This is a genomic window from Nonomuraea sp. NPDC050227 (genome assembly GCF_044459705.1).
Lineage (GTDB): Bacteria > Actinomycetota > Actinomycetes > Streptosporangiales > Streptosporangiaceae > Nonomuraea.
Window position 1 is genome coordinate 188,860 of the sequence record NZ_JBITJF010000011.1, and the last position, 18,363, is coordinate 207,222.

At 72.7% G+C, this 18,363-nt stretch carries 15 protein-coding genes; 10 read left to right on the forward strand and 5 right to left on the reverse strand.

Features of this window, described 5'->3' with window-relative positions:
- The first annotated feature begins 989 nt into the window (after positions 1-989).
- Together ACIBK9_RS36560 and ACIBK9_RS36565 are read left to right on the forward strand one after the other, a co-directional pair.
- Complete coding sequence (locus ACIBK9_RS36560; protein WP_397163271.1) at positions 990-2,345, forward strand: cytochrome ubiquinol oxidase subunit I; 1,356 nt, start codon at positions 990-992, stop codon at positions 2,343-2,345.
- A 2-nt stretch (positions 2,346-2,347) separates the two neighbouring features.
- A complete protein-coding gene (locus tag ACIBK9_RS36565) occupies positions 2,348-3,364 on the forward strand; it encodes a cytochrome d ubiquinol oxidase subunit II (RefSeq protein ID WP_397163273.1) in 1,017 nt (338 codons plus the stop codon).
- Here the strand turns inward: ACIBK9_RS36565 and ACIBK9_RS36570 are convergent.
- A complete protein-coding gene (locus ACIBK9_RS36570; RefSeq protein WP_358284263.1) occupies positions 3,345-3,839 on the reverse strand; it encodes a carbonic anhydrase in 495 nt (164 codons plus the stop codon). The two genes, ACIBK9_RS36565 and ACIBK9_RS36570, sit on opposite strands and share 20 nt — an antisense overlap.
- A 139-nt stretch (positions 3,840-3,978) precedes the next feature.
- Between ACIBK9_RS36570 and ACIBK9_RS36575 the strand changes: the two genes are divergently transcribed.
- Positions 3,979-4,299: a hypothetical protein gene (locus ACIBK9_RS36575; RefSeq protein WP_352357718.1), complete on the forward strand. Its 321-nt coding sequence runs from the start codon at positions 3,979-3,981 to the stop codon at positions 4,297-4,299.
- 40 nt (positions 4,300-4,339) lie between these two features.
- Here ACIBK9_RS36575 and ACIBK9_RS36580 read toward each other — a convergent pair whose 3' ends face one another.
- Entirely contained in the window at positions 4,340-4,906 is a 567-nt protein-coding gene (locus tag ACIBK9_RS36580) for a thioredoxin family protein (protein WP_397163275.1), read from the reverse strand.
- 51 nt (positions 4,907-4,957) lie between these two features.
- On the opposite strand from ACIBK9_RS36580, the gene ACIBK9_RS36585 reads away from it, so the two are divergent.
- Positions 4,958-5,332 carry a VOC family protein gene (locus ACIBK9_RS36585; RefSeq protein WP_387663634.1) on the forward strand — a complete coding sequence of 125 codons (375 nt, stop codon included), beginning with the start codon at positions 4,958-4,960 and terminating at the stop codon, positions 5,330-5,332.
- Positions 5,333-5,389: 57 nt separating this feature from the next.
- Here the strand turns inward: ACIBK9_RS36585 and ACIBK9_RS36590 are convergent, their stop codons facing one another.
- Positions 5,390-7,891, reverse strand: coding sequence for a DNA topoisomerase (ATP-hydrolyzing) subunit A (locus ACIBK9_RS36590; protein ID WP_397163277.1), 2,502 nt, complete (start codon positions 7,889-7,891; stop codon positions 5,390-5,392).
- A 132-nt stretch (positions 7,892-8,023) separates the two neighbouring features.
- On the opposite strand from ACIBK9_RS36590, the gene ACIBK9_RS36595 reads away from it, so the two are divergent.
- Positions 8,024-8,860: a TauD/TfdA family dioxygenase gene (locus ACIBK9_RS36595; protein WP_358284271.1), complete on the forward strand. Its 837-nt coding sequence runs from the start codon at positions 8,024-8,026 to the stop codon at positions 8,858-8,860.
- On the opposite strand, the gene ACIBK9_RS36600 is transcribed toward ACIBK9_RS36595, so the two are convergent.
- Positions 8,850-9,677: a hypothetical protein gene (locus ACIBK9_RS36600; protein ID WP_397163279.1), complete on the reverse strand. Its 828-nt coding sequence runs from the start codon at positions 9,675-9,677 to the stop codon at positions 8,850-8,852. The two genes, ACIBK9_RS36595 and ACIBK9_RS36600, sit on opposite strands and share 11 nt — an antisense overlap.
- Before the next feature lie 169 nt (positions 9,678-9,846).
- Between ACIBK9_RS36600 and ACIBK9_RS36605 the strand changes: the two genes are divergently transcribed.
- Positions 9,847-11,934, forward strand: a complete 2,088-nt coding sequence (locus ACIBK9_RS36605) for a RecQ family ATP-dependent DNA helicase (protein ID WP_397163280.1) — start codon at positions 9,847-9,849, stop codon at positions 11,932-11,934.
- 50 nt (positions 11,935-11,984) lie between these two features.
- Here ACIBK9_RS36605 and ACIBK9_RS36610 read toward each other — a convergent pair whose 3' ends face one another.
- Positions 11,985-12,878 carry a sugar kinase gene (locus tag ACIBK9_RS36610; protein ID WP_352323632.1) on the reverse strand — a complete coding sequence of 298 codons (894 nt, stop codon included), beginning with the start codon at positions 12,876-12,878 and terminating at the stop codon, positions 11,985-11,987.
- A 167-nt stretch (positions 12,879-13,045) separates the two neighbouring features.
- On the opposite strand from ACIBK9_RS36610, the gene ACIBK9_RS36615 reads away from it, so the two are divergent.
- The 4 genes from ACIBK9_RS36615 (at position 13,046) to ACIBK9_RS36630 (ending at position 18,350) form a co-directional block, all read left to right on the forward strand.
- Positions 13,046-15,715 (forward strand): GNAT family N-acetyltransferase, encoded by a 2,670-nt coding sequence (locus tag ACIBK9_RS36615; protein ID WP_358284279.1) that lies wholly within the window; start codon positions 13,046-13,048, stop codon positions 15,713-15,715.
- Between the two features lie 96 nt (positions 15,716-15,811).
- Positions 15,812-16,402 carry a DUF5998 family protein gene (locus ACIBK9_RS36620; protein ID WP_352323634.1) on the forward strand — a complete coding sequence of 197 codons (591 nt, stop codon included), beginning with the start codon at positions 15,812-15,814 and terminating at the stop codon, positions 16,400-16,402.
- A 26-nt stretch (positions 16,403-16,428) separates the two neighbouring features.
- Positions 16,429-17,541: an alkaline phosphatase family protein gene (locus tag ACIBK9_RS36625; RefSeq protein ID WP_397163282.1), complete on the forward strand. Its 1,113-nt coding sequence runs from the start codon at positions 16,429-16,431 to the stop codon at positions 17,539-17,541.
- Positions 17,538-18,350, forward strand: a complete 813-nt coding sequence (locus ACIBK9_RS36630; protein WP_397163283.1) for a sulfurtransferase — start codon at positions 17,538-17,540, stop codon at positions 18,348-18,350. Before ACIBK9_RS36625 ends, ACIBK9_RS36630 begins: the two co-directional genes overlap by 4 nt.
- Positions 18,351-18,363: the final 13 nt, after the last annotated feature.

Genomic DNA, 18,363 nt, shown 5'->3' on the forward strand with positions numbered 1-18,363 from the left:
GTCGGAGAGGGCCCGTCGCTCCCGCCGCCAGACGGCCCGCCCTGGCGGCACGCCGGTCACAGGGCGTTCAGAAGGCGCTGCGGTGATGCGCTCTCTGTCGCACGCGGTCTTTCGCAGGCAACTCGGTCTCGCCTGTCACCGACGGTTCGGCCGGCTGGGATGGGCTTCGTTTGCAGCGCAGCGCGCCTTAGGTTCTGTGTCCGCTGCAGAGATGCGCAGCGCGGGGGGGCCGCTCGGGCCCGTTCATGGCTACGCCTAGGGCCCCGACCGGGGCTGTGGGCGTGTCGGCTTGGGGCGTCACCCGGACCTGCGCCGCATCGGTGTGCCCGCGCAGGACGTGGGAGCCGGTCATCACGGTGGCCGCTGGTAAGAGCATGTCGCGCTTGGGGCATCGAGGGCCTTGGACCAGCTTCGTCGACCGGCGTCGCACCGGCACCGGCCCCAAGGCTCTCAGAGCCTCACGTAGGGCTTCTGAGGTCAGCGGCTGGGGTCCGAGTGCTAGTAGGGCGTTCTGGAGGCTCCTGGGCCTCGTGGTGGCGTGGGTGGGCGCGCTGGCGGGCCTCTTGGTGTTGCGGTGCAGCGAGGTGCACGGTGGGCCGCCCGCATGAGGGGCCCGCGGAGGCCTGAGGGGGAGGGTGGCAAGTCGGGGAGCGCGGTAGGGGCCTGGGCCTGGTGCCCAGCATCGGGATTGCATGTGGTGGCTTGAGTGCTCATGGCGCATAGGGCCCTGCTGGTGGGGATGGCTGCTTCTGGGGACTGGCAATTCCCCGGTCCCGGGCTCGGTTCTGGGCTCTTGGTGGGTGGGGGTTTCCGGCCTGCTTCGTGCTTCCGTGTCCTTGCGGACGGTAAGCGCCAGTTACGTAGTGTCATCCACGAGTCGGCGGGGTACGGGCGGGACGCAGCCGTTTCGCGGATCACCTCCTGGGACGAGCCTGCCAGATCCCCCAACGAAGTCCACGGCCCCGATGGGCGGGGGGAGAGGAACGGCGATGGGGGTGACCGCGGGGGCGGTGGTGGATCTGGGGGCGGCGCGCATGCAGATGGCGTTGTCCCTCGGCTGGCACATCATCATCGCCTGTCTCGGCGTCGGCATGCCCGCCATCACCCTGCTGGCCGAGTGGCGCGGGCATCGCACCGGGGACAACAACTACCGGCTGCTGGCGCGACGCTGGGCCAGGGCGCTCGGGGTGCTGTTCGCGGTCGGCGCAGTTTCGGGGACGATCCTGTCGTTCGAGATGGGCCTCCTGTGGCCGGGCATGATGGGCGTGTACGGCGAGGTCATCGGCCTGCCGTTCTCGCTGGAGGGCATCGCGTTCTTCGTCGAGGCCATCTTCCTCGGCATCTACCTGTACGCCTGGGACCGCCTGCGTCCCGTCCCGCACCTGCTGACCGGGATCCCGATCGTGCTGGCGGGGGTGGCCAGCGCGTTCTTCGTGGTCGCCGCCAACGCCTGGATGCAGCAGCCCACCGGGTACGAGGTCGCGGGCGGCCGGATCGTGGCCGTCGATCCATGGGCGGCGATGTTCAACCGGGCCACGCCGCCCCAGACCGTGCACATGATCCTGGCGGCGTTCATGGTGGCCGGATTCCTGATGGCCGGCGTGTACGCGGCCGCCATGCTGCGCGGCCGGCGCGACCGCTACCACCGGCTCGGCCTGCTGCTGCCGCTCACGGTCGCGGCGGCCGTCACGCCCGTGCAGATCGGCGTCGGCGACTGGGCCGCGCACTTCGTGGCCGAGTACCAGCCGGTCAAGCTGGCCGCCATGGAGGGCGTGTTCCGTACGGGCCGCGGCGTGCCGCTGCACCTGGGCGGGATCGCGGTGGACGGCGAGCTGAAGTACGCCCTGGAGATCCCCTACGGCCTGTCCCTGCTGGCCCACTGGAACCCGCACGCGGAGATCGCCGGCCTGGAGCAGGTGCCGCTCGCCGACCGGCCGCCGGTCAACATGGTGCACTGGGCGTTCCAGATCATGGTGCTGGTGGGCTTCGGACTGCTGCTGCTCGGGGCCTGCCTCGCGCTGTCCTGGAAACGACGGCGTGACCTGCCGGAGTCCCCGTGGTTCCTGCGCGCCGCCGCGCTGTCGGGCGTGGCCGCCGTGCTGGCGCTGGAGAGCGGCTGGGTGGTCACCGAGGTCGGACGCCAGCCGTGGATCGTGTTCCGGGTGATGCGCACGGCGGAGGCGGTCAATCCCGCGCCGGGCCTGGTGTACGGGTTCGCGCTGGTCACGGCCGTCTACGTGGTCCTGACCGTGGCCACCGTGTACGTGATGCGCCGGCTGTCCCGCGACGTGCCGGTGCCGCTGGCGCCGCAGGAGCCCGACGTCACCGGCTACAAGGTCGTGTGACGATGCCGCTGCCGCAGATCATGCTGGCCGTCCTGTGGATCGGGCTGACGGCGTACGTCCTGTTCGGCGGCGCCGACTTCGGCGGCGGCGTCTGGGACCTGCTGGCGGGCGGCGCCGAGCGCGGCCGGCGGCGGAGGGACCTGGTGGAGCACTCCATCGGCCCGGTCTGGGAGGCCAACCACGTCTGGTTGATCTTCGTGATCGTGCTGGCCTGGACCGGCGTGCCGTCGGTGTTCGCCTCGGTCGCCTCCACCCTCTACATCCCGCTCACCCTGGTGGCGCTGGGCGTGATCGGGCGCGGCGCGGCGTTCGCGTTCCGCAAGGTCTCCTCGCGGCTCTGGCAGCGGCGGCTCTTCGGCGCCACCTTCGCCTTCTCCTCGGTGGTGACCCCGTTCTTCCTCGGCGCCGCGGCGGGCGGCATCGCCTCCGGCCGGGTGCCGCCCGGCGTCGCCAAGGGCGACCTGGTCGGGAGCTGGGTCAACCCCACGTCGATGGCGGTCGGCGCGCTGGGCGTCGGCACGGCCGCGTACCTGGCCGCCGTCTACCTGACCCGCGACGCCCAGCGCGGCGGCCAGGAGGACCTGGCCGAGGAGTTCCGGCGGCGGGCGCTGGGCTGCGGGGCGGTGGTCGGCGTGCTGGCGGCGGTGAGCCTGCTCGTGCTGCGCGCCGACGCGCCCGCCCTGTTCGCCGAGCTGACCACCGGCCGCGCCCTGCCGCTGCTGGCGCTGTCGGTGCTGGCCGGGCTGGCCTCGCTGGTGCTGCTGTGGCGGCGGGCCTATCTGGCGGTACGCCTCAGCGCCGCGCTGGCCGTGACCGGGCTGCTGTGGGGCTGGGGCGTGGGGCAGTACCCCGTGCTGCTCCCCGGCCTCACCCTCGACCAGGCCGCGGCCACCGACGCGGTGCTGGGGGCCAGCCTGGGCTCGCTGGCCGTCGGCGCGGTCCTGCTGGTCCCGTCGTTGTGGTGGTTGTACGCCACCTTCCAGCGCGAGCGCGGCGAGATCAGTCGCCGACCGGCGTGAGCAGGCCCGTGCGCACGTCGTAGATCGCGCCCGTCACCGGCATGTCGGCGGGCAGGAACGGGGTCGTGCGGATGCGGGTGAGGTCGTGGCGCAGCGCCTCGCCCTGGTCGGGGACGGTGTGGAACTCCAGGCTGCGGGTGTCCACCCCCCGGGCGCTGGTCAGGTCGTGCACGTCGGCGTCCGTCACCTTGGTCATCCCGCAGTCGGTGTGCGGCATGACCAGGACGCGCTCGACGCCCAGCAGGTACACGGCGAGGACCAGCGTGCGCAGTACGTCGTCGGTGACCCGCGCGCCGGCGTTACGCAGGATCTTGGCGTCGCCGGGTTGCAGGCCCAGCAGGCCCAGCGGGTCGATGCGGGAGTCCATGCAGGTCACCACGGCAAGCCCGCGGGCTGCCCGGCCGGTGAGCCCGGAGTCGCCGAAGTCCTTGGCGTACTTCGCGTTGGCGGCATACAGGTCGTCGAACGCAGTCATGCCTCAGATCTTCCCTTACGTCCCAAAGATGATGCTTTCCGGGGTGGCGACTGGCGCGAGTTCCCGAAGGTCCCACGAAAATCACTCACCTTGAGTGATGATGTCGTCACCATCTGTACGTCGTCGAAGAAGGTCAGTCGTGAGTAGGTCCGAATCGCTCGCCGCGTATCTCCGCGCTCAGGCCCGGCGCCGCCTCGACCGTGTGGAGTCCAACGACGACGGGCGCAACGCCAGATGCGCGCTGGCCCTGCTCGACACCGCCGCGTACGCCGCCGGCCTGCCCGAGGACGACCCGATCATCCTCATGCTCGACCAGGCGGGCTGCTACGGGCCGCTCGGCTGCGAGGAGTTCGACCCGGGGGAGGCCGGCGTCCGGCTGATCCGGTCGTGGACCGGCGGCGAGCCCCACGAACTCCTGCTCGCCCTGCCCGCCGCCATCGAGGCCGCCGCCTCCGCCTGAGCCGCGTTCAGGCCGCGTTCAGGCCGCGTTCAGGCCCTGTTCAGGCCGTGGGCTCGTTCCCCGGCCGCCACTTGATGCCGCAGCCGATCGAGGCGCGCTGCTCGGCCGGGACGGGATCGCCCGCCAGCAGCGCGTCGACCGCCGCGCGCAGCGAGGAGCCCGTCACCGGGATCGAGTTGCCCGGGCGCGACCCGTCGAACTCTCCCCGGTAGACGAGCCGCAGGTCGCCGTCGTAGAGGAAGAAGTCGGGCGTGCAGGCCGCGCGGTAGGCCTTGGCGACGTCCTGGGTGTCGTCCAGCAGGTACGGGAACGGGAACCCCGCGCGCCGGGCCTGTCCGGCCAGGTGTGTGGGATCATCGTCGGGGTAGTTCACGCTGTCGTTGCTGCAGATGCCCACCACCGACAGCCTGGAGCCGTAGCCCGCGGCCAGCGTGCCGAGGCCCGTCTCGATGTGCCGTACGTAGGGGCAGTGGTTGGACAGGAAGACCACGAGCGTGGCGGGAGAGCCCTTGAGGTCCGCGAGCGAGACGCTGCCGCCGTCGATGGCGGTGAGGTCGAAGGCGGGCGCGGGAGTGCCCAGGGGAACCATGAACGAATTGGCAGCCATGACCCTCATTCTCGTCGGCCGGGACGCCGGCGAAACAAGTCCAGGAGGTGAATGATGGCCGGCATCGCGGAGTTCCGCACGACGGTCCTCGACTGCCCGGAGCCGCGGGCGCTCGCCGAGTTCTACTCGCGCCTGCTCGGCTGGCCCGTCACGTACGAGGACGACACCTGGGTGGTCGTCGAGGACGGCGGCTCGCCCAAACGCCTGGCCTTCCAGCGCGTGCCCGGCCACCGGCCGCCGACCTGGCCGGAGGGCGATCGGCCGCAGCAGCTCCACATCGACGTCACCGTCACCGACATGGACAAGGCCGAGCGGCAGGTGCTGGAGATCGGCGCGACCAAGCACGAGCGGCAGCCGAGCGAGGACGACAGCTTCCGGGTCTTCCTCGACCCCGCCGGCCACACGTTCTGCCTCTGCCGCGACTGACCGGGCACCCGCCCCGCGCAGGCGGGGCGGGCCTCCGTGACGCCGGTCAGCCGGGGATCACTCCTCCTCGGACGCCGGGGGCGCCGGGGGCGCCGGCGCGTCGGCCTGCGGCCCCGCGGCCAGGGCGCCGCCGACGGCGCCGATGGTGTGGGTCAGCCGCACGCCGGAGCCGTCGCGGCGGCCGATCTCCTCCGGCAGCGGCACCGGCTTGCCCACCGCCGACACGGCCTTGGCGGGCGCGGGGCCGGCCCAGGCGAGCAGCAGCTCGTCCTCGCCCTTCAGGAAGCGCTGGGCCCGCACGCCGCCGGTGGCCCGGCCCTTGGCCGGGAACTCGGCGTAGTCGGAGACCTTGCCGCCCCCGACCTGCGTGCCCGGCAGCGCCGTCGAGGACCCGGCCACGGTGACGACCTGTGCCGGACGCGAGGGGTCGACCACGCCGAACCAGATCACCCGGGCGCCGCCGTCGAGCCGGATGCCGGCCATGCCGCCGGCCGGACGCCCCTGGGGACGCACCAGCGAGGCCGGGTAACGCAGGAGCTGGGCGTCGGAGGAGATGAAGACCAGGTCGTGGTCCTCGGAGTCGAGCTCGGCGGCGCCCACCACGGTGTCGCCGTCCTTGAGGGTGATCACTTCGAAGTCGTCGCGGTTGGCCGGGTAGTCGGGCACCACCCGCTTGACCACGCCCTGGGCCGTGCCGAGCGCCAGCCCGGGGCTGTCGGGGTCGAGCGAGCCGAGGCCCACGACCTTCTCGTCGGGCTGCAGCGAGACGAACTCGGAGACCGGATGGCCGCCCGACAGCGTCGGCGGGTTGGCCGAGGGCGGCAGCGTCGGCAGGTCGACCACCTGGACCCGGATCAACCGGCCCAACGACGTCACCACGCCCACCTCGCCGCGTACGGACGTGCGCGCCACCGACACCAGCACGTCGTGCGCCGAACGGTCGCCCTCCCCCGCCAGCGGAGCCGCGTCGGAGGTGCGGGCCAGCAGCCCCGTGGAGGACAGCAGCGCCCAGCACGGGTCGTCGGCCACCTGGAGCGAGGCCACCGGCGTGCGGGCCACGCCCGGCGCCTCCAGCAGCACGGTACGGCGCGGCGTGGCGTACTTCTTGGCCACCTCGGCCAGCTCGCCCGAGACCACCTGCCGCAGCTTCGCCTCCGAGGACAGGATCTCGGTGAGCGCCGCGATCTCCTCGCTCAGCGTCTGCTTCTCCTGGTCGAGCTCCAGCTTGTCGAACCGGGTCAGCCGGCGCAGCGGCGTGTCGAGGATGTAGGCGGCCTGGATCTCGGTCAGGTCGAAGACCTCCATCAACCGGGCGCGGGCCTGCGCCGAGTCGTCGGAGGAACGGATGACCTGGATGACCTCGTCGATGTTGAGCAGCGCGATGATCAGGCCGTCGACCAGGTGCAGGCGCTCCTCGCGCTTGCGCCGGCGGTACTCGGACCTGCGCCGCACGACCTCCAGCCGGTGGTCGACGTAGACCTGCAGCAGCTCGCGCAGGCCGAGCGTGCGCGGCTCGCCGTCGACCAGGGCGACGTTGTTGATGCCGAAGGTCTCCTCCATCGGCGTGAGCCGGTAGAGCTCCTCCAGGACGGCCTCGGGGATGAAGCCGTTCTTGATCTCGATGACCAGGCGCAGGCCCTTGTGCCGGTCGGTGAGGTCCTTCAGGTCGGCGATGCCCTGGAGCTTCTTGCTGGTCACCAGCTCCTTGATCTTGGTGACCACCCGCTCGGGGCCGACGTTGTAGGGCAGCTCGGTGACGATGATGCCCTTGCGCCGCGGCGTGATCTGCTCGACCGCGCACCTGGCCCGCATGCGGAACGTGCCGCGCCCGGTCTCGTAGGCGTCGCGCACGCCCTGCAGCCCGATGATCGAGCCGCCGGTCGGCAGGTCGGGGCCGGGCACGAACTTCATCAGCTCGTCGAGCGTGGCGTCGGGCTTCTTGATCAGGTGGCGGGCGGCGGCCACGACCTCGGCGAGGTTGTGCGGCGCCATGTTGGTCGCCATGCCGACCGCGATGCCGGTGGTGCCGTTGACCAGCAGGTTGGGGAACGCCGACGGCATGACCGTGGGCTCGGTCTCCTGGCCGTCGTAGTTGGGCTTGAAGTTGACGGTGTCCTCGTCGAGTGACTCCACCATGAGCATCGCCGCCGGGGCCAGCCTGGCCTCGGTGTACCGCATGGCGGCCGGCAGGTCGTCGGGGGAGCCGAAGTTGCCGTGGCCGTCGACCAGCGGCAGCCGCATCGAGAACGGCTGCGCCAGGCGCACGAGGGCGTCGTAGATGGCGCTGTCGCCATGGGGGTGGAGCTTGCCCATGACGTCGCCGACGACGCGGGAGGACTTGACGTGGCCGCGCTCTGGACGCAGGCCCATCTCGCTCATGGAGTAGAGGATGCGCCGCTGCACCGGTTTGAGGCCGTCGCGAGCGTCGGGCAGAGCCCGCTGGTAGATCACCGAGTACGCGTACTCGAGATAGCTCTTGCGCATCTCGGAGGAGACGTCGATGTCGACGATCCGCTCCTCGAAGTCCTCAGGCGGGGGTGCAGTCGTACGTCGGGCCATGTCGAACATTGTGCCGAAGAGACTCGGGTGCCCGCGACTCGTCGGCGCGCCGCCCTGCTCTTGACCAAGCAATTGCTTGGGTCTTACCGTCGGAGGCGAGGACCCCGTCCATCCGCCTCCGGAGGCTTCGCCATGATCGAGTTCCATCCCGTGACCAAGCACATCGGCGCCGAGGTCACCGGGGTCGATCTGCGCAAACCCCTCTCCCCGGAAGACGTCGCGACCCTGCGCGAGGGGTGGCTGCGGCACCTGGTGCTGTTCTTCCGCGACCAGCACATCGACGACGAGCAGCACCTGCAGTTCGCCCTCAACTTCGGCACGATCAACCACCCGGCGTTCAAGAAGGACTCCGGCAGCCCGATCCACATCCTCGACCAGACCTCCCCGAAGGGCGAGGGCGGGGACGAATGGCACAGCGACAACACCTTCGAGCCCACGCCGCCGATGGGCTCGCTGCTGCGCTGCATGCAACTGCCGAGCGTGGGCGGCGACACCTGCTGGGCCAACACCTACCTGGCCTACGAGACGCTGTCGCCGTCGATCCAGCGGCTGTGCGACGAGCTGACCGCCGTGCACGACATCACGATGTCGATGAAGAAGGCGATCTCCAAGGGGCACCCGTTCGACCTGGCCGAGATCCAGGCCAAGTGGCCGCCGGTGGAGCGCCCGGTGGTCCGCGTGCACGCCGAGACCGGGCGCAAGGCCCTGTTCGTCAACCGGGCCTCCACCACCCGCCTGGTGGGGCTGAGCGACCGGGAGAACGAGGCCCTGCTGCCGCTGCTCATCGACCACATCCGCTCGCCCGAGTACCAGTGCAGGCTGAACTGGCGTCCCGGCACGCTGGCCTTCTGGGACAACCGCCCCACCCAGCACTACGCGGTCGCCGACTACACCGAACGCCGCCGCATGCACCGCGTCACGATCAACGCCTTCCCCGAGCACGCGGACGAGGAGCGCCTCACAGCTTGAGCGAGGCCCAGCCCGACAGGGCGAAGAACAGGAACAGCAGCGTCTCCACGCCGTAGACGATGTTGCGTCCGGTCGGGCCGAACAGCACGTACGCCACGGCGGCGAGCGTGCACCCGACCACGAGGAGCACGTCCACCACCCCGAGCACGATCGCCAGCGCGAGGCGCACCAGGAACCACAGGAAGCCCAGGCCGAACCAGCTCGACATCGTGGAGTCGTCGTAGGCCCACCTGGACAGCGCCATGGGGGAGTAGAAGGAGGTGTCCCAGTACTCCTGCCAGCGCTCCCCGATGCCCGCCGACCGCTCCTTGACGGTGGCCTGGGCGTTCTTGAACTCGATGGTCCGCACGGCGCCGTTCGTCACGTCGATGAGCACCTGCCGGCGGACGACCTGGATCACGGCCGTGCCGTTCACCACGGCCATGAACTCGCCGGAACCGCTGTTGACCTTGTAGATGTGATCGAAGCCCGCCACGTCCGGCTTGTCCGGGCTTCTGCGGGCGTCGCGGACGACCACGTAGAAGGCGTCGTCGTCGGCCTCGGGCAGGTTGTACTCGGCGCCGATCGAGAAGATGCCGACCGGCGTGACCAGCGAGGTCTCCCCCGAGACCTGCACCTTGCCGTCGCTTCCCCATTCCAGCTTCACCGGCAGGAAGGCGGGGTGGTAGGACGCCTTCACGTCGGTCCCGGCGCAGCCCGCCGTGGTGAGGATCATGACGGCCAGCACCACCCGGGCCATCATCTCGAAGTGATCTTTCGTGTTCCTCCGGCGACGCGTCGCCGCCGGTGCGACCGGGGTGTGGACAAGCCCCGTCATCAGCCCTCCTGGGGGGCGAAAGCGCTTGACGACTGCTCAACGTTCCGTCCCGCCCCCCGGTTCCGCACGGCGGACCCCGCACCTGTCCGCACGGCGGACCCCGCACCTTCGTCCGGGCGGGGACGCGCGGTGGGCCTGTTCCGTCGGTGGAAGCTGGTAATAAGGGGGCATGATTGAAGCCCCCGACGCGGCGATGCTGCGCGAAGAGGCCGAGGAGCGGCTGCGGGCCCTGGCCGGCGACCACGCCCGGCTGCGAGACGACCAGTGGTCCGCCATCGAGGCGCTCGTGCTCGACCGGCGCAGGGTGCTCGTCGTGCAGCGCACCGGCTGGGGCAAGTCCGCCGTCTACTTCGTGGCCACCGCCCTGCTGCGCGAGCTCGGCGAGGGCCCCACGGTCATCGTCTCGCCGCTGCTCGCCCTCATGCGCAACCAGATCGCCGCCGCCGAGCGCGCCGGCATCAGGGCCGTCACCATCAACTCCGCCAACCCCGAGGCGTGGGAGGAGATCTACGGCCAGGTCGCCGAGGGCATGGTCGACGTGCTGCTGGTCAGCCCCGAGCGGCTCAACAACCCCGACTTCCGCGACAACGTGCTGCCCGAGCTGGCCGAGAGCGCCGGGCTCGTGGTCGTCGACGAGGCCCACTGCATCTCCGACTGGGGCCACGACTTCCGGCCCGACTACCGCCGGCTCGCCACGCTGTTCGACGAGCTGCCGCCCGGCATCCCGGTGCTGGCCACCACCGCCACGGCCAACGCCCGCGTCACCCGCGACGTCGCCGAGCAGATGGGCGAGGGCACGTTCGTGCTGCGCGGCCCGCTGGAGCGCGAGAGCCTCCACCTGAGCGTCGTCAAGCTGCCCTCGGCCGAGCAGCGCCTGGCCTGGCTGGCCCAGACCCTGCGCGAGCTGCCGGGCTCCGGCATCGTCTACACGCTCACCGTCGCCGCCGCCCACGAGATCGCCGGCTACCTGCGCGAGCAGGGCCACGAGGTGGCCGCCTACTCCGGCCAGACCGACCCGGCCGAGCGGCTGGCCGCGGAGGAGGCGCTGCTCAACAACAAGATCAAGGCGCTGGTCGCCACGAGCGCGCTCGGCATGGGGTTCGACAAGCCCGACCTGGGCTTCGTCGTGCACGTCGGCGCGCCGCAGTCGCCCGTCGCCTACTACCAGCAGGTCGGCCGGGCCGGGCGCGGCGTCGAGCGGGCCGAGGTCATCCTGCTGCCCGGCACGGAAGACCGCGAGATCTGGGCCTACTTCACCTCCCTGGCCTTCCCGCCCGAGCCCGTCGTGCGCGCCACGCTCCAGGCGCTCGAACAGGGCGGCGTGATGTCCACCCAGGCGCTGGAGACCGCGGTCGACCTGAGCCGCAGCCGCCTGGAGATGATGCTCAAGGTCCTCGACGTCGACGGAGCCGTGCGCCGGGTCAAGGGCGGCTGGGAGTCCACCGGCGAGCCCTGGGCCTACGACGCCGAGCGCTACGCCCGCATCGCCGCCGAGCGCAAGGCCGAGCAGGACGCCATGCTGCGCTACCTGACCACCGAGGAGTGCCGCGAGCAGTACCTGCGCAGGCACCTCGACGACGACACCGCCACGCCCTGCGGCCGTTGCGACAACTGCACCGGCCGCCACCGCTCGCCGGAGATCGCCGCCCAGGCCGTCGAGACCGCCCGCGAGCGCCTGAGCAGGCCCGGCGTCGAGATCGAGGCGCGCCGGCAGTGGCCCACCGGCCTGGCCGACCTGTCCGGCAGGATCAAGCCCGAGCTCGGCGCCGAGCCGGGCCGCGCGCTCGGCCGGCTGACCGACATCGGCTGGGGCAACCGGCTGCGCGAGCTGCTCGCCGGAGCCGACGGGCCGATGGCCGACGACATGTTCAAGGCCGTCGTCCAGGTGTTGTCGGCGTGGGACTGGAAGGAGCGGCCGGTGGCCGTGGTCAACGTGCCGTCGGCCACGCGCCCGCAGCTCGTGCGCGGCTTCGCCGAACGGCTGGCGCAGGTGGGCCGGCTGACCTACCTGGGCGAGCTGGGCTACCGGGCGGGGTCGCCCGGCCGGCAGTTCAACAGCGCCAAGCGCGTCCAGGCGATCAGGGGCACGCTGGCGATGCCGAAGGACCTCGGTGCCGCGATCGCCCAGTGCGGCGGCCCGGTGCTGCTGATCGACGACCGCGTGGACACGGGCTGGACGATGACCCTGGCGGCGGCCCTGATCCGGCACGCGGGCGCGCCGGCGGTGCTGCCGCTCGCGCTGGCCACCACGTCCTGACCGGCGGAAGGAAGCCCGGCCGGGGCAGGAACGCCCGGCCGGGGAGCGGGTCAGAACGGCGGGCGCGCGCCCAGGTGCATGATGGCCTTGGCGGCGAGCCGGCACCCGGCGGCCAGCGACTCGGCCGGCGGCTTGCCGGCCAGCCACGGCGGCAGGAACCCGGCCGAGAACGCGTCACCCGCGCCCGTGCCGTCGACGATCTTGTCGACGGGCTCGGCGGCCACCCGGACCGGGTCGGGGCGGCCGTTGCTGAACCACAGCGCGCCCTCGGCGTTCATCTTGATGACGACCTGCGGGAACCACGCGGTGAGCACCTTGGCGGCGGCCTCGGCGTCGTCGCGGCCGGTCAGCACCTTGGCCTGGTCGATGTTGGCGAACAGCAGCTTCGCGCCGTTGGTCCATTCGAGGAACGGCTCGGCGCCCGTGCGCTCCAGCGGCGCCGAGGAGGCGCAGTCGACCGAGATCGACATGCCCGTGCGGCGCGCCATGTCGAGCGCCGCCAGACCGGCGTCGCGCGAGCCCTCGTTGACCAGCGTGTAGCCCGAAAGGTGCAGATGGGCGCCCGAGGCGAACAGGTCGCGCGGCAGGTCTTCGGGGGACAGGGCGGCGTTGGCGCCCGGGTCGGAGAGCATCGTGCGCTCGCCCTTGTGCGTGACGAGCACCACGCAGGTGCCGGTGGGCCGCTCGGGATCCATGACGAGCCGGGCGTCGACGCCGTAGCCCATCAGCTCCATGTCGCGGTTGCGGCCGGTGATGTCGGCGCCCCGGCGGCCGATGAAGGCCACCTCCGCGCCCTCGACGGCGAGCCACGAGGCGATGTTGGCGCCGGAGCCGCCGCCGTGCATCGTCACGATCGCGGGCGTGTCACTCGCCCTGGCGAGCGCGTAACGGGCGCGCGCGACCGCGTCGGTCATGAGATCGCCCACCACGACGACCCGCGTCATGATGCCACCACCTTGCTGCCTTCAGAACGACCCTGGCCACGGCAAAACTAACAGCTTCCGGGCTGTTCGTGGGGCTGACCCCGGACACCGGGCAGCAGTCGATGCACAAGCGTTGCCCAAGAGGCCCGCCGGTCTTGGCATGTGGGATGCGGGTTTACGCTCGTGGCGTGGAGGCACAGTATCCGGCTCACTGGGAGGCCGACGTCGTCCTGGCCGACGGGGGCACCGCGCACGTGCGCCCCATCAGGCCCGCCGACGCCGACCGTCTGCGTGCTTTCTACTCCCGTCTGTCGGCCGAGTCGATCTATTTCCGGTTCTTCGGCCCTCGGCCCCGGCTGTCCGACCGCGACGTCGAGCGCTTCACCAACGTCGACTACGTCAACCGCGTGGCCCTCATCGCCACCATCGGCGCCGAGATGGTCGCGGTCATCCGCTACGACCGCACCGAGCCGGGCGAGGCCGAGGTCGCCTTCCTGGTCGAGGACGCCCACCAGGGCAGGGGCGTGGCCTCCGTCCTGCTGGAGCACCTGGCGGCCACGGCCCGCGAGCGCGGCATCGAGCGGTTCGTCGCCGACGTGCTGCCCGCCAACATGAAGATGATGGGCGTCCTGCGGCAGGCCGGCTACACCGCGCAGAGCCAGTTCGCCGACGGCGTCGTCCGCATGACCCTCGACCTGACCCCGACCGAGACCTCGGCGGAGGTGACGACCTCGCGCGAGCACCGGGCCGAGTCGCGCTCGATCGCGCGCCTGCTGGCCCCCGGCTCGGTCGCGGTCATCGGCGCCTCGCGCGAGCCCGGCGGCGTCGGCCAGACCGTCCTGCGCAACCTGCTGGCGGCCGACTTCACCGGCCCGGTCTACCCCGTGCACCGCCAGGTGCGGGCCGTCGCGGGCGTGCGGGCCTACCCCAGCGTGACCGAGATCGACGGCGAGGTCGACCTGGCGGTCGTGGCCGTGCCCGCCGAGGGCGTCCTCGACGTGGTCAAGGAGTGCGCCGAGAAGGGCGTCCACGGGCTGGTCGTGGTCTCCTCCGGGTTCGGCGAGACCGGCGCGTCCGGCCGCGCCCGGCAGGACGAGCTGGCCCGCATCGCCCGCTCCTACGGCCTGCGCGTGGTCGGCCCCAACTGCCTGGGCATCGCCAACACCGACCCGGCCGTCAAGCTCAACGCCACGCTGGCCGCCACCGTGCCGGGCCGCGGCCGGGTGGGCTTCTTCAGCCAGTCGGGCGCCCTCGGCACCGCGCTGCTCCAGCGCGTGGCCCAGCGCGGCATGGGCATCTCGTCGTTCGTCTCGGCCGGCAACCGCGCCGACGTCTCGGGCAACGACCTCCTGCAGTACTGGGAGGAGGACGCGGCGACCGAGGTCATCCTGCTCTACCTGGAGTCGCTGGGGAACCCGCGCAAGTTCACCCGGCTGGCCAGGCGCATCGCGCGCAACAAGCCGATCGTGGTGGTCAAGAGCGGCGGCACCCCGGCCGGCCACTCGGCCGAGGAGCTCGGGCTGCCCGACTCCGCGATCAGCTCCCTGTTCGCCCAGGCCGGCCTGATCAGGGTCGACGACCTCATCCAGCTCTTCGACGTGGGCCAGCTGCTGGCCTACCAGCCGCTGCCCGCCGGGCCCAGGGTCGCGCTCGTGACCAACTCCGACGCCCTCGGCCTGCTGGCCGCCGACTCCTGCCTGGCGGCCGGCCTCGAACCGCGCCCGCCGGTCAACCTGGGCGCCGCGGCCGGGCCGGCCGAGTTCGGCGCGGCGCTCGCCGGCGAGCTGGCCGCCGACGAGGTCGACGCGGCCGTCGTGATCTACATGCCGCCGATCCCCGGCGAGTCGGACGAGGTGGCGGCCGAGCTGCTGCGCGTCTCGCAGGGGTCCGCCAAGCCGGTGCTGGCCACGTTCCGCGGGCATCTCGGCATGCATCCGTCGCTGCGCGTGCCCAGCGGCTCCGGCGGCACGCCCGCGCGGGGCTCCATCCCGTCGTACGCGGCTCCGGAGGAGGCGGTCAGGGCCCTGGCCCACGTCGTGCGGTACGCCACCTGGCGGGCGCATCCGGCCGTGCCGCCGCCCGAGCTCGACGGCCTCGACACCGCCCGCGCCCGCGAGCTGGTGCTGGCCGCGCTGTCCGGCGCCCCGGCCCCGGCGGGTGAGGAGCCGGGCGGGTTCGCCGAGCCGGGCCCGCCGGTCGAGATCGACGCCACCGAGCTGCTGTCGTCCTACGGGCTGACCGTCTGGCCCGCCGAGGTCGTCCGCTCGCCGGAGGAGGCCGTGGCCGCCGCCGAACGGCTCGGCTGGCCCGTGGTGCTCAAGGTGGCCGACCCGGGGGCCTCGCGCCGCGCGGGCACCGTACGCCTGGGGCTCACCGGTCCCGAGATGGTGCGCCACGCCTACGCCGAGTTCGCCGACCAGCTCGGCGAGCGGGTCGAGCTGGCCGTGCAGCGCATGGCGCCGCAGCCGGCCGTGCCCACCGTCGTGGGGGTCGTCGAGGACCGCGCGTTCGGGCCGGTGGTCTCGTTCGGGCTCGGTGAGGTGACCGCCCGGCTGCTGCTCGACCAGGGCTTCCGGCTGGCGCCGCTGACCGGCGAGGACGCCGCCGCCCTGGTGCGCTCCGTACGCGCGGCCCCGCTGCTGTTCGGCGAGTACGGCTACCCGCCCGTCGCCGTCCCCGCTCTGGAGGAGCTGCTCGTCCGCGTGGGCCGCCTGGCCAACGACCTGCCGCAGGTGGCCCGGCTCGACCTCGACCAGGTGCTGGTGGGCGAGTCGGAGGTGCTGATCCTGGGCGCCCGCGCCACCCTGCGCACCCCGGCCGGACCACGCCTGGACGGCGGCCCGAGAAGGCTCTCCTGACCGCGCGCACAATGTCGTTCATGTCTGGACAAAGACGTTCATAGAGCGTTATGTCTGGCGGGTGAGTGCACTGCGCGGCCCTGGCAGGATGGAGGCATGAGGGAAACCCGAGTCTCAGCCGCGGGCCTGCGTGAAGCGATCGAGCGCAGCGGCTACTACCCCGACCTCGTCACCGATGCGGTCGAATCCGCGCTGGGCAAGGAGGCCGTGACCGCGTTCGTGGTCCACCACGAGGCCACCTTCGATCCCGCGATGGAGGTCCGCAGGCACGTCACCGTCCTGGTGCTGTCGACGACGAGGCTGCTGGTCTGCCACACCGACGAGCACCCGGCGGTCGAGGGCGTCTCGGCCTCCCACGCGTCCACGACCACCGAGGCGGTCCGGCTGAGCCGCGTGCAGTCGGTGGCCGTCACCCGCGTGGTGCCCGACCCGGCCTCCTACGTGCCGGGCGTCCCGCCCACGGAGGTCACCCTCACCATCGGCTGGGGCGCGATCTCCCACGTCGACCTGGAGCCGGCCACCTGCGGCGACGAGAACTGCGACGCCGACCACGGCTACACCGGCGCGATCACGGCCGACGACCTGTCGCTGCGGGTCAGCGAGGCGGCCGACGGCCCCGAGGCGGTCACCCACGTGCTGGCCTTCGCCAAGGCCCTGTCCGAGGCCACCGCAAGAGCCGCCGCCTGACCATCCCCGGCCACTAGGATGTGGGGATGCTGCCGGACTACGGCGCCGGGTCGCTGGCGGACCTCCCCGGTTCGCTGCTGGCCGCCCTCGGCCTGACCGAGCCCAACCCGCTGGCCCTCGACCCCGCGGCGCGCGTCTGCCTGCTCCTGGTCGACGGCCTGGGGGCCGAGCTGCTCCGCGCCCACCCCGAGACCGCCCCCTTCCTGTCCGCCCTGCCCGCCCGCACCCTCACCGCCGGTTTCCCCGCCACCACCGTCACCAGCCTGTGCTCGCTCGGCACCGGCCTGACCCCGGGCGAGCACGGCATGGTCGGCCTGACGCTGGCCGTCCCCGGCACCGGCCACCTGTTCAACTGCCTGCGCTGGACCCTCCCCGGCGGCCGGACGATGGACCCCGACGAGTGGCAGCCCGCCCCCACCGTCTACCAGCGAGCCGCGGCCCAGGGCGTCGACGCCGTCTACGTCGCCCCCGCCGAGTTCGAGCGCTCCGGCTTGACCAGGGCCGTCTACCGCGGCGTGCGTTACGTGCCCGCCGACGGCGTCGACGACATCGTCGCCCGCGTCGGCGAGGCGCTGCGCGCCGCGCCCCGCGCCCACGTCACCGCCTACTACGGCAAGCTCGACGCCGTCGGCCACATGTCCGGATGGGGTGGCGAGGAGTGGCTGGGCGAGCTGGCCGTCGTCGATGGCCTGGCCCGGCGGCTGGCCGAGTCACTGCCGCCCGGTTCGGCCCTCTACGTCACCGCCGACCACGGCATGGTCAACGCCACCGAGAAGCTTGACGCCGAGCGGGTGCCCGCGCTGACCGAGGGCGTGGCGCTGCTCGGCGGCGAGGCCCGGGCCAGGCACGTCTACGCCGAGCCCGGAGCCGCCGGGCACGTCCTGGAGGCGTGGCGCGCGACGCTCGGCGACCGCGCCTGGGTAGTGTCCAGGCAGGAGGCGGTCGAGTCCGGCTGGTTCGGGCCCCGGGTGCGCGAGGCGTGGCTGGGCCGCATCGGCGACGTCGTGGCCGTGCCCCGCGCCGGTCTGGCCCTCACCGCCCCCACCCGTCATCCGATCGAGGCGCTGTTCACCGGCTACCACGGCTCGCTGACCGCCGCCGAGCTCAACGTCCCGCTGCTGGAGGTATCCACCCGATGAGTGCGCTGATCACGCCCGCCGAGCTCGCCGCGCTGCCCGACGTGTCCGTGCTCGACGTGCGCTGGCGGCTCGGCGGCCCGCCCGGCGTGCAGCTCTATCGCGAGGGGCACCTCGCGGGCGCCGTCTTCTGCGACGTCGACGCCGACCTCGCCGCGCCGCCCGGTCCCGCCGGCCGCCACCCGCTGCCCGGCGCCGACGAGTTCCAGCGGGCCATGCGCGCGCTGGGCGTGTCCGACGCGCGCCCGGTGGTGGTCTACGACGACGCCGGCTCCACGACCGCCGCCCGCGCCTGGTGGGCCCTGCGCTACTTCGGCCACCGGTCCGTACGCGTGCTCGACGGCGGCCTGGCGGCCTGGGCCGAGGCCGGCCTGCCGATCACGAAGGACGAGCCCGAGGTCGCGCCGGGCGACTTCACCGCCAGGCCCGGCGGCATGCCGACGCTGACCGCCGACGAGGCCGCCGCGGTGGCCGCCGAGGGCGTGCTGCTCGACGCCCGCGCCGCCGAGCGGTACCGGGGCGAGGTCGAGCCCGTCGATCCGGTGGCCGGGCACGTGCCCGGCGCGGTGAGCGCGCCCACGACCGGCAACGTCGACCAGGGCGGCAGGTTCCTCGCCCCCGCCGTCCTGCGCGACCGCTTCGCCGCGCTGGGTGTGCGCGAGGGCGTCCCGGTGGGCGCCTACTGCGGGTCGGGGGTCACCGCCGCCCACGAGGTGCTGGCCCTGGAGCTGGCCGGCGTGCCCGCGGCCCTCTACGTCGGCTCCTGGTCGAACTGGGTCGCCGACCCCGCCCGCCCGGTGGCCACCGGCTGACGCCCGAACGCGG

Bases quoted from the DNA above. Each gene is read 5' to 3' on its own strand.
- ACIBK9_RS36620 (WP_352323634.1), top strand. From the start codon at position 15,812: ATGAGGGAAACCCGAGTCTCAGCCGCGGGCCTGCGTGAAGCGATCGAG.
- ACIBK9_RS36570 (WP_358284263.1), bottom strand. From the start codon at position 3,839: ATGACTGCGTTCGACGACCTGTATGCCGCCAACGCGAAGTACGCCAAG.
- ACIBK9_RS36600 (WP_397163279.1), bottom strand. From the start codon at position 9,677: ATGACGGGGCTTGTCCACACCCCGGTCGCACCGGCGGCGACGCGTCGC.
- ACIBK9_RS36565 (WP_397163273.1), top strand. From the start codon at position 2,348: ATGCCGCTGCCGCAGATCATGCTGGCCGTCCTGTGGATCGGGCTGACG.
- ACIBK9_RS36595 (WP_358284271.1), top strand. From the start codon at position 8,024: ATGATCGAGTTCCATCCCGTGACCAAGCACATCGGCGCCGAGGTCACC.
- ACIBK9_RS36580 (WP_397163275.1), bottom strand. From the start codon at position 4,906: ATGGCTGCCAATTCGTTCATGGTTCCCCTGGGCACTCCCGCGCCCGCC.
- ACIBK9_RS36590 (WP_397163277.1), bottom strand. From the start codon at position 7,891: ATGGCCCGACGTACGACTGCACCCCCGCCTGAGGACTTCGAGGAGCGG.
- ACIBK9_RS36625 (WP_397163282.1), top strand. From the start codon at position 16,429: ATGCTGCCGGACTACGGCGCCGGGTCGCTGGCGGACCTCCCCGGTTCG.
- ACIBK9_RS36585 (WP_387663634.1), top strand. From the start codon at position 4,958: ATGATGGCCGGCATCGCGGAGTTCCGCACGACGGTCCTCGACTGCCCG.
- ACIBK9_RS36560 (WP_397163271.1), top strand. From the start codon at position 990: ATGGGGGTGACCGCGGGGGCGGTGGTGGATCTGGGGGCGGCGCGCATG.
- ACIBK9_RS36610 (WP_352323632.1), bottom strand. From the start codon at position 12,878: ATGACGCGGGTCGTCGTGGTGGGCGATCTCATGACCGACGCGGTCGCG.
- ACIBK9_RS36630 (WP_397163283.1), top strand. From the start codon at position 17,538: ATGAGTGCGCTGATCACGCCCGCCGAGCTCGCCGCGCTGCCCGACGTG.
- ACIBK9_RS36605 (WP_397163280.1), top strand. From the start codon at position 9,847: ATGATTGAAGCCCCCGACGCGGCGATGCTGCGCGAAGAGGCCGAGGAG.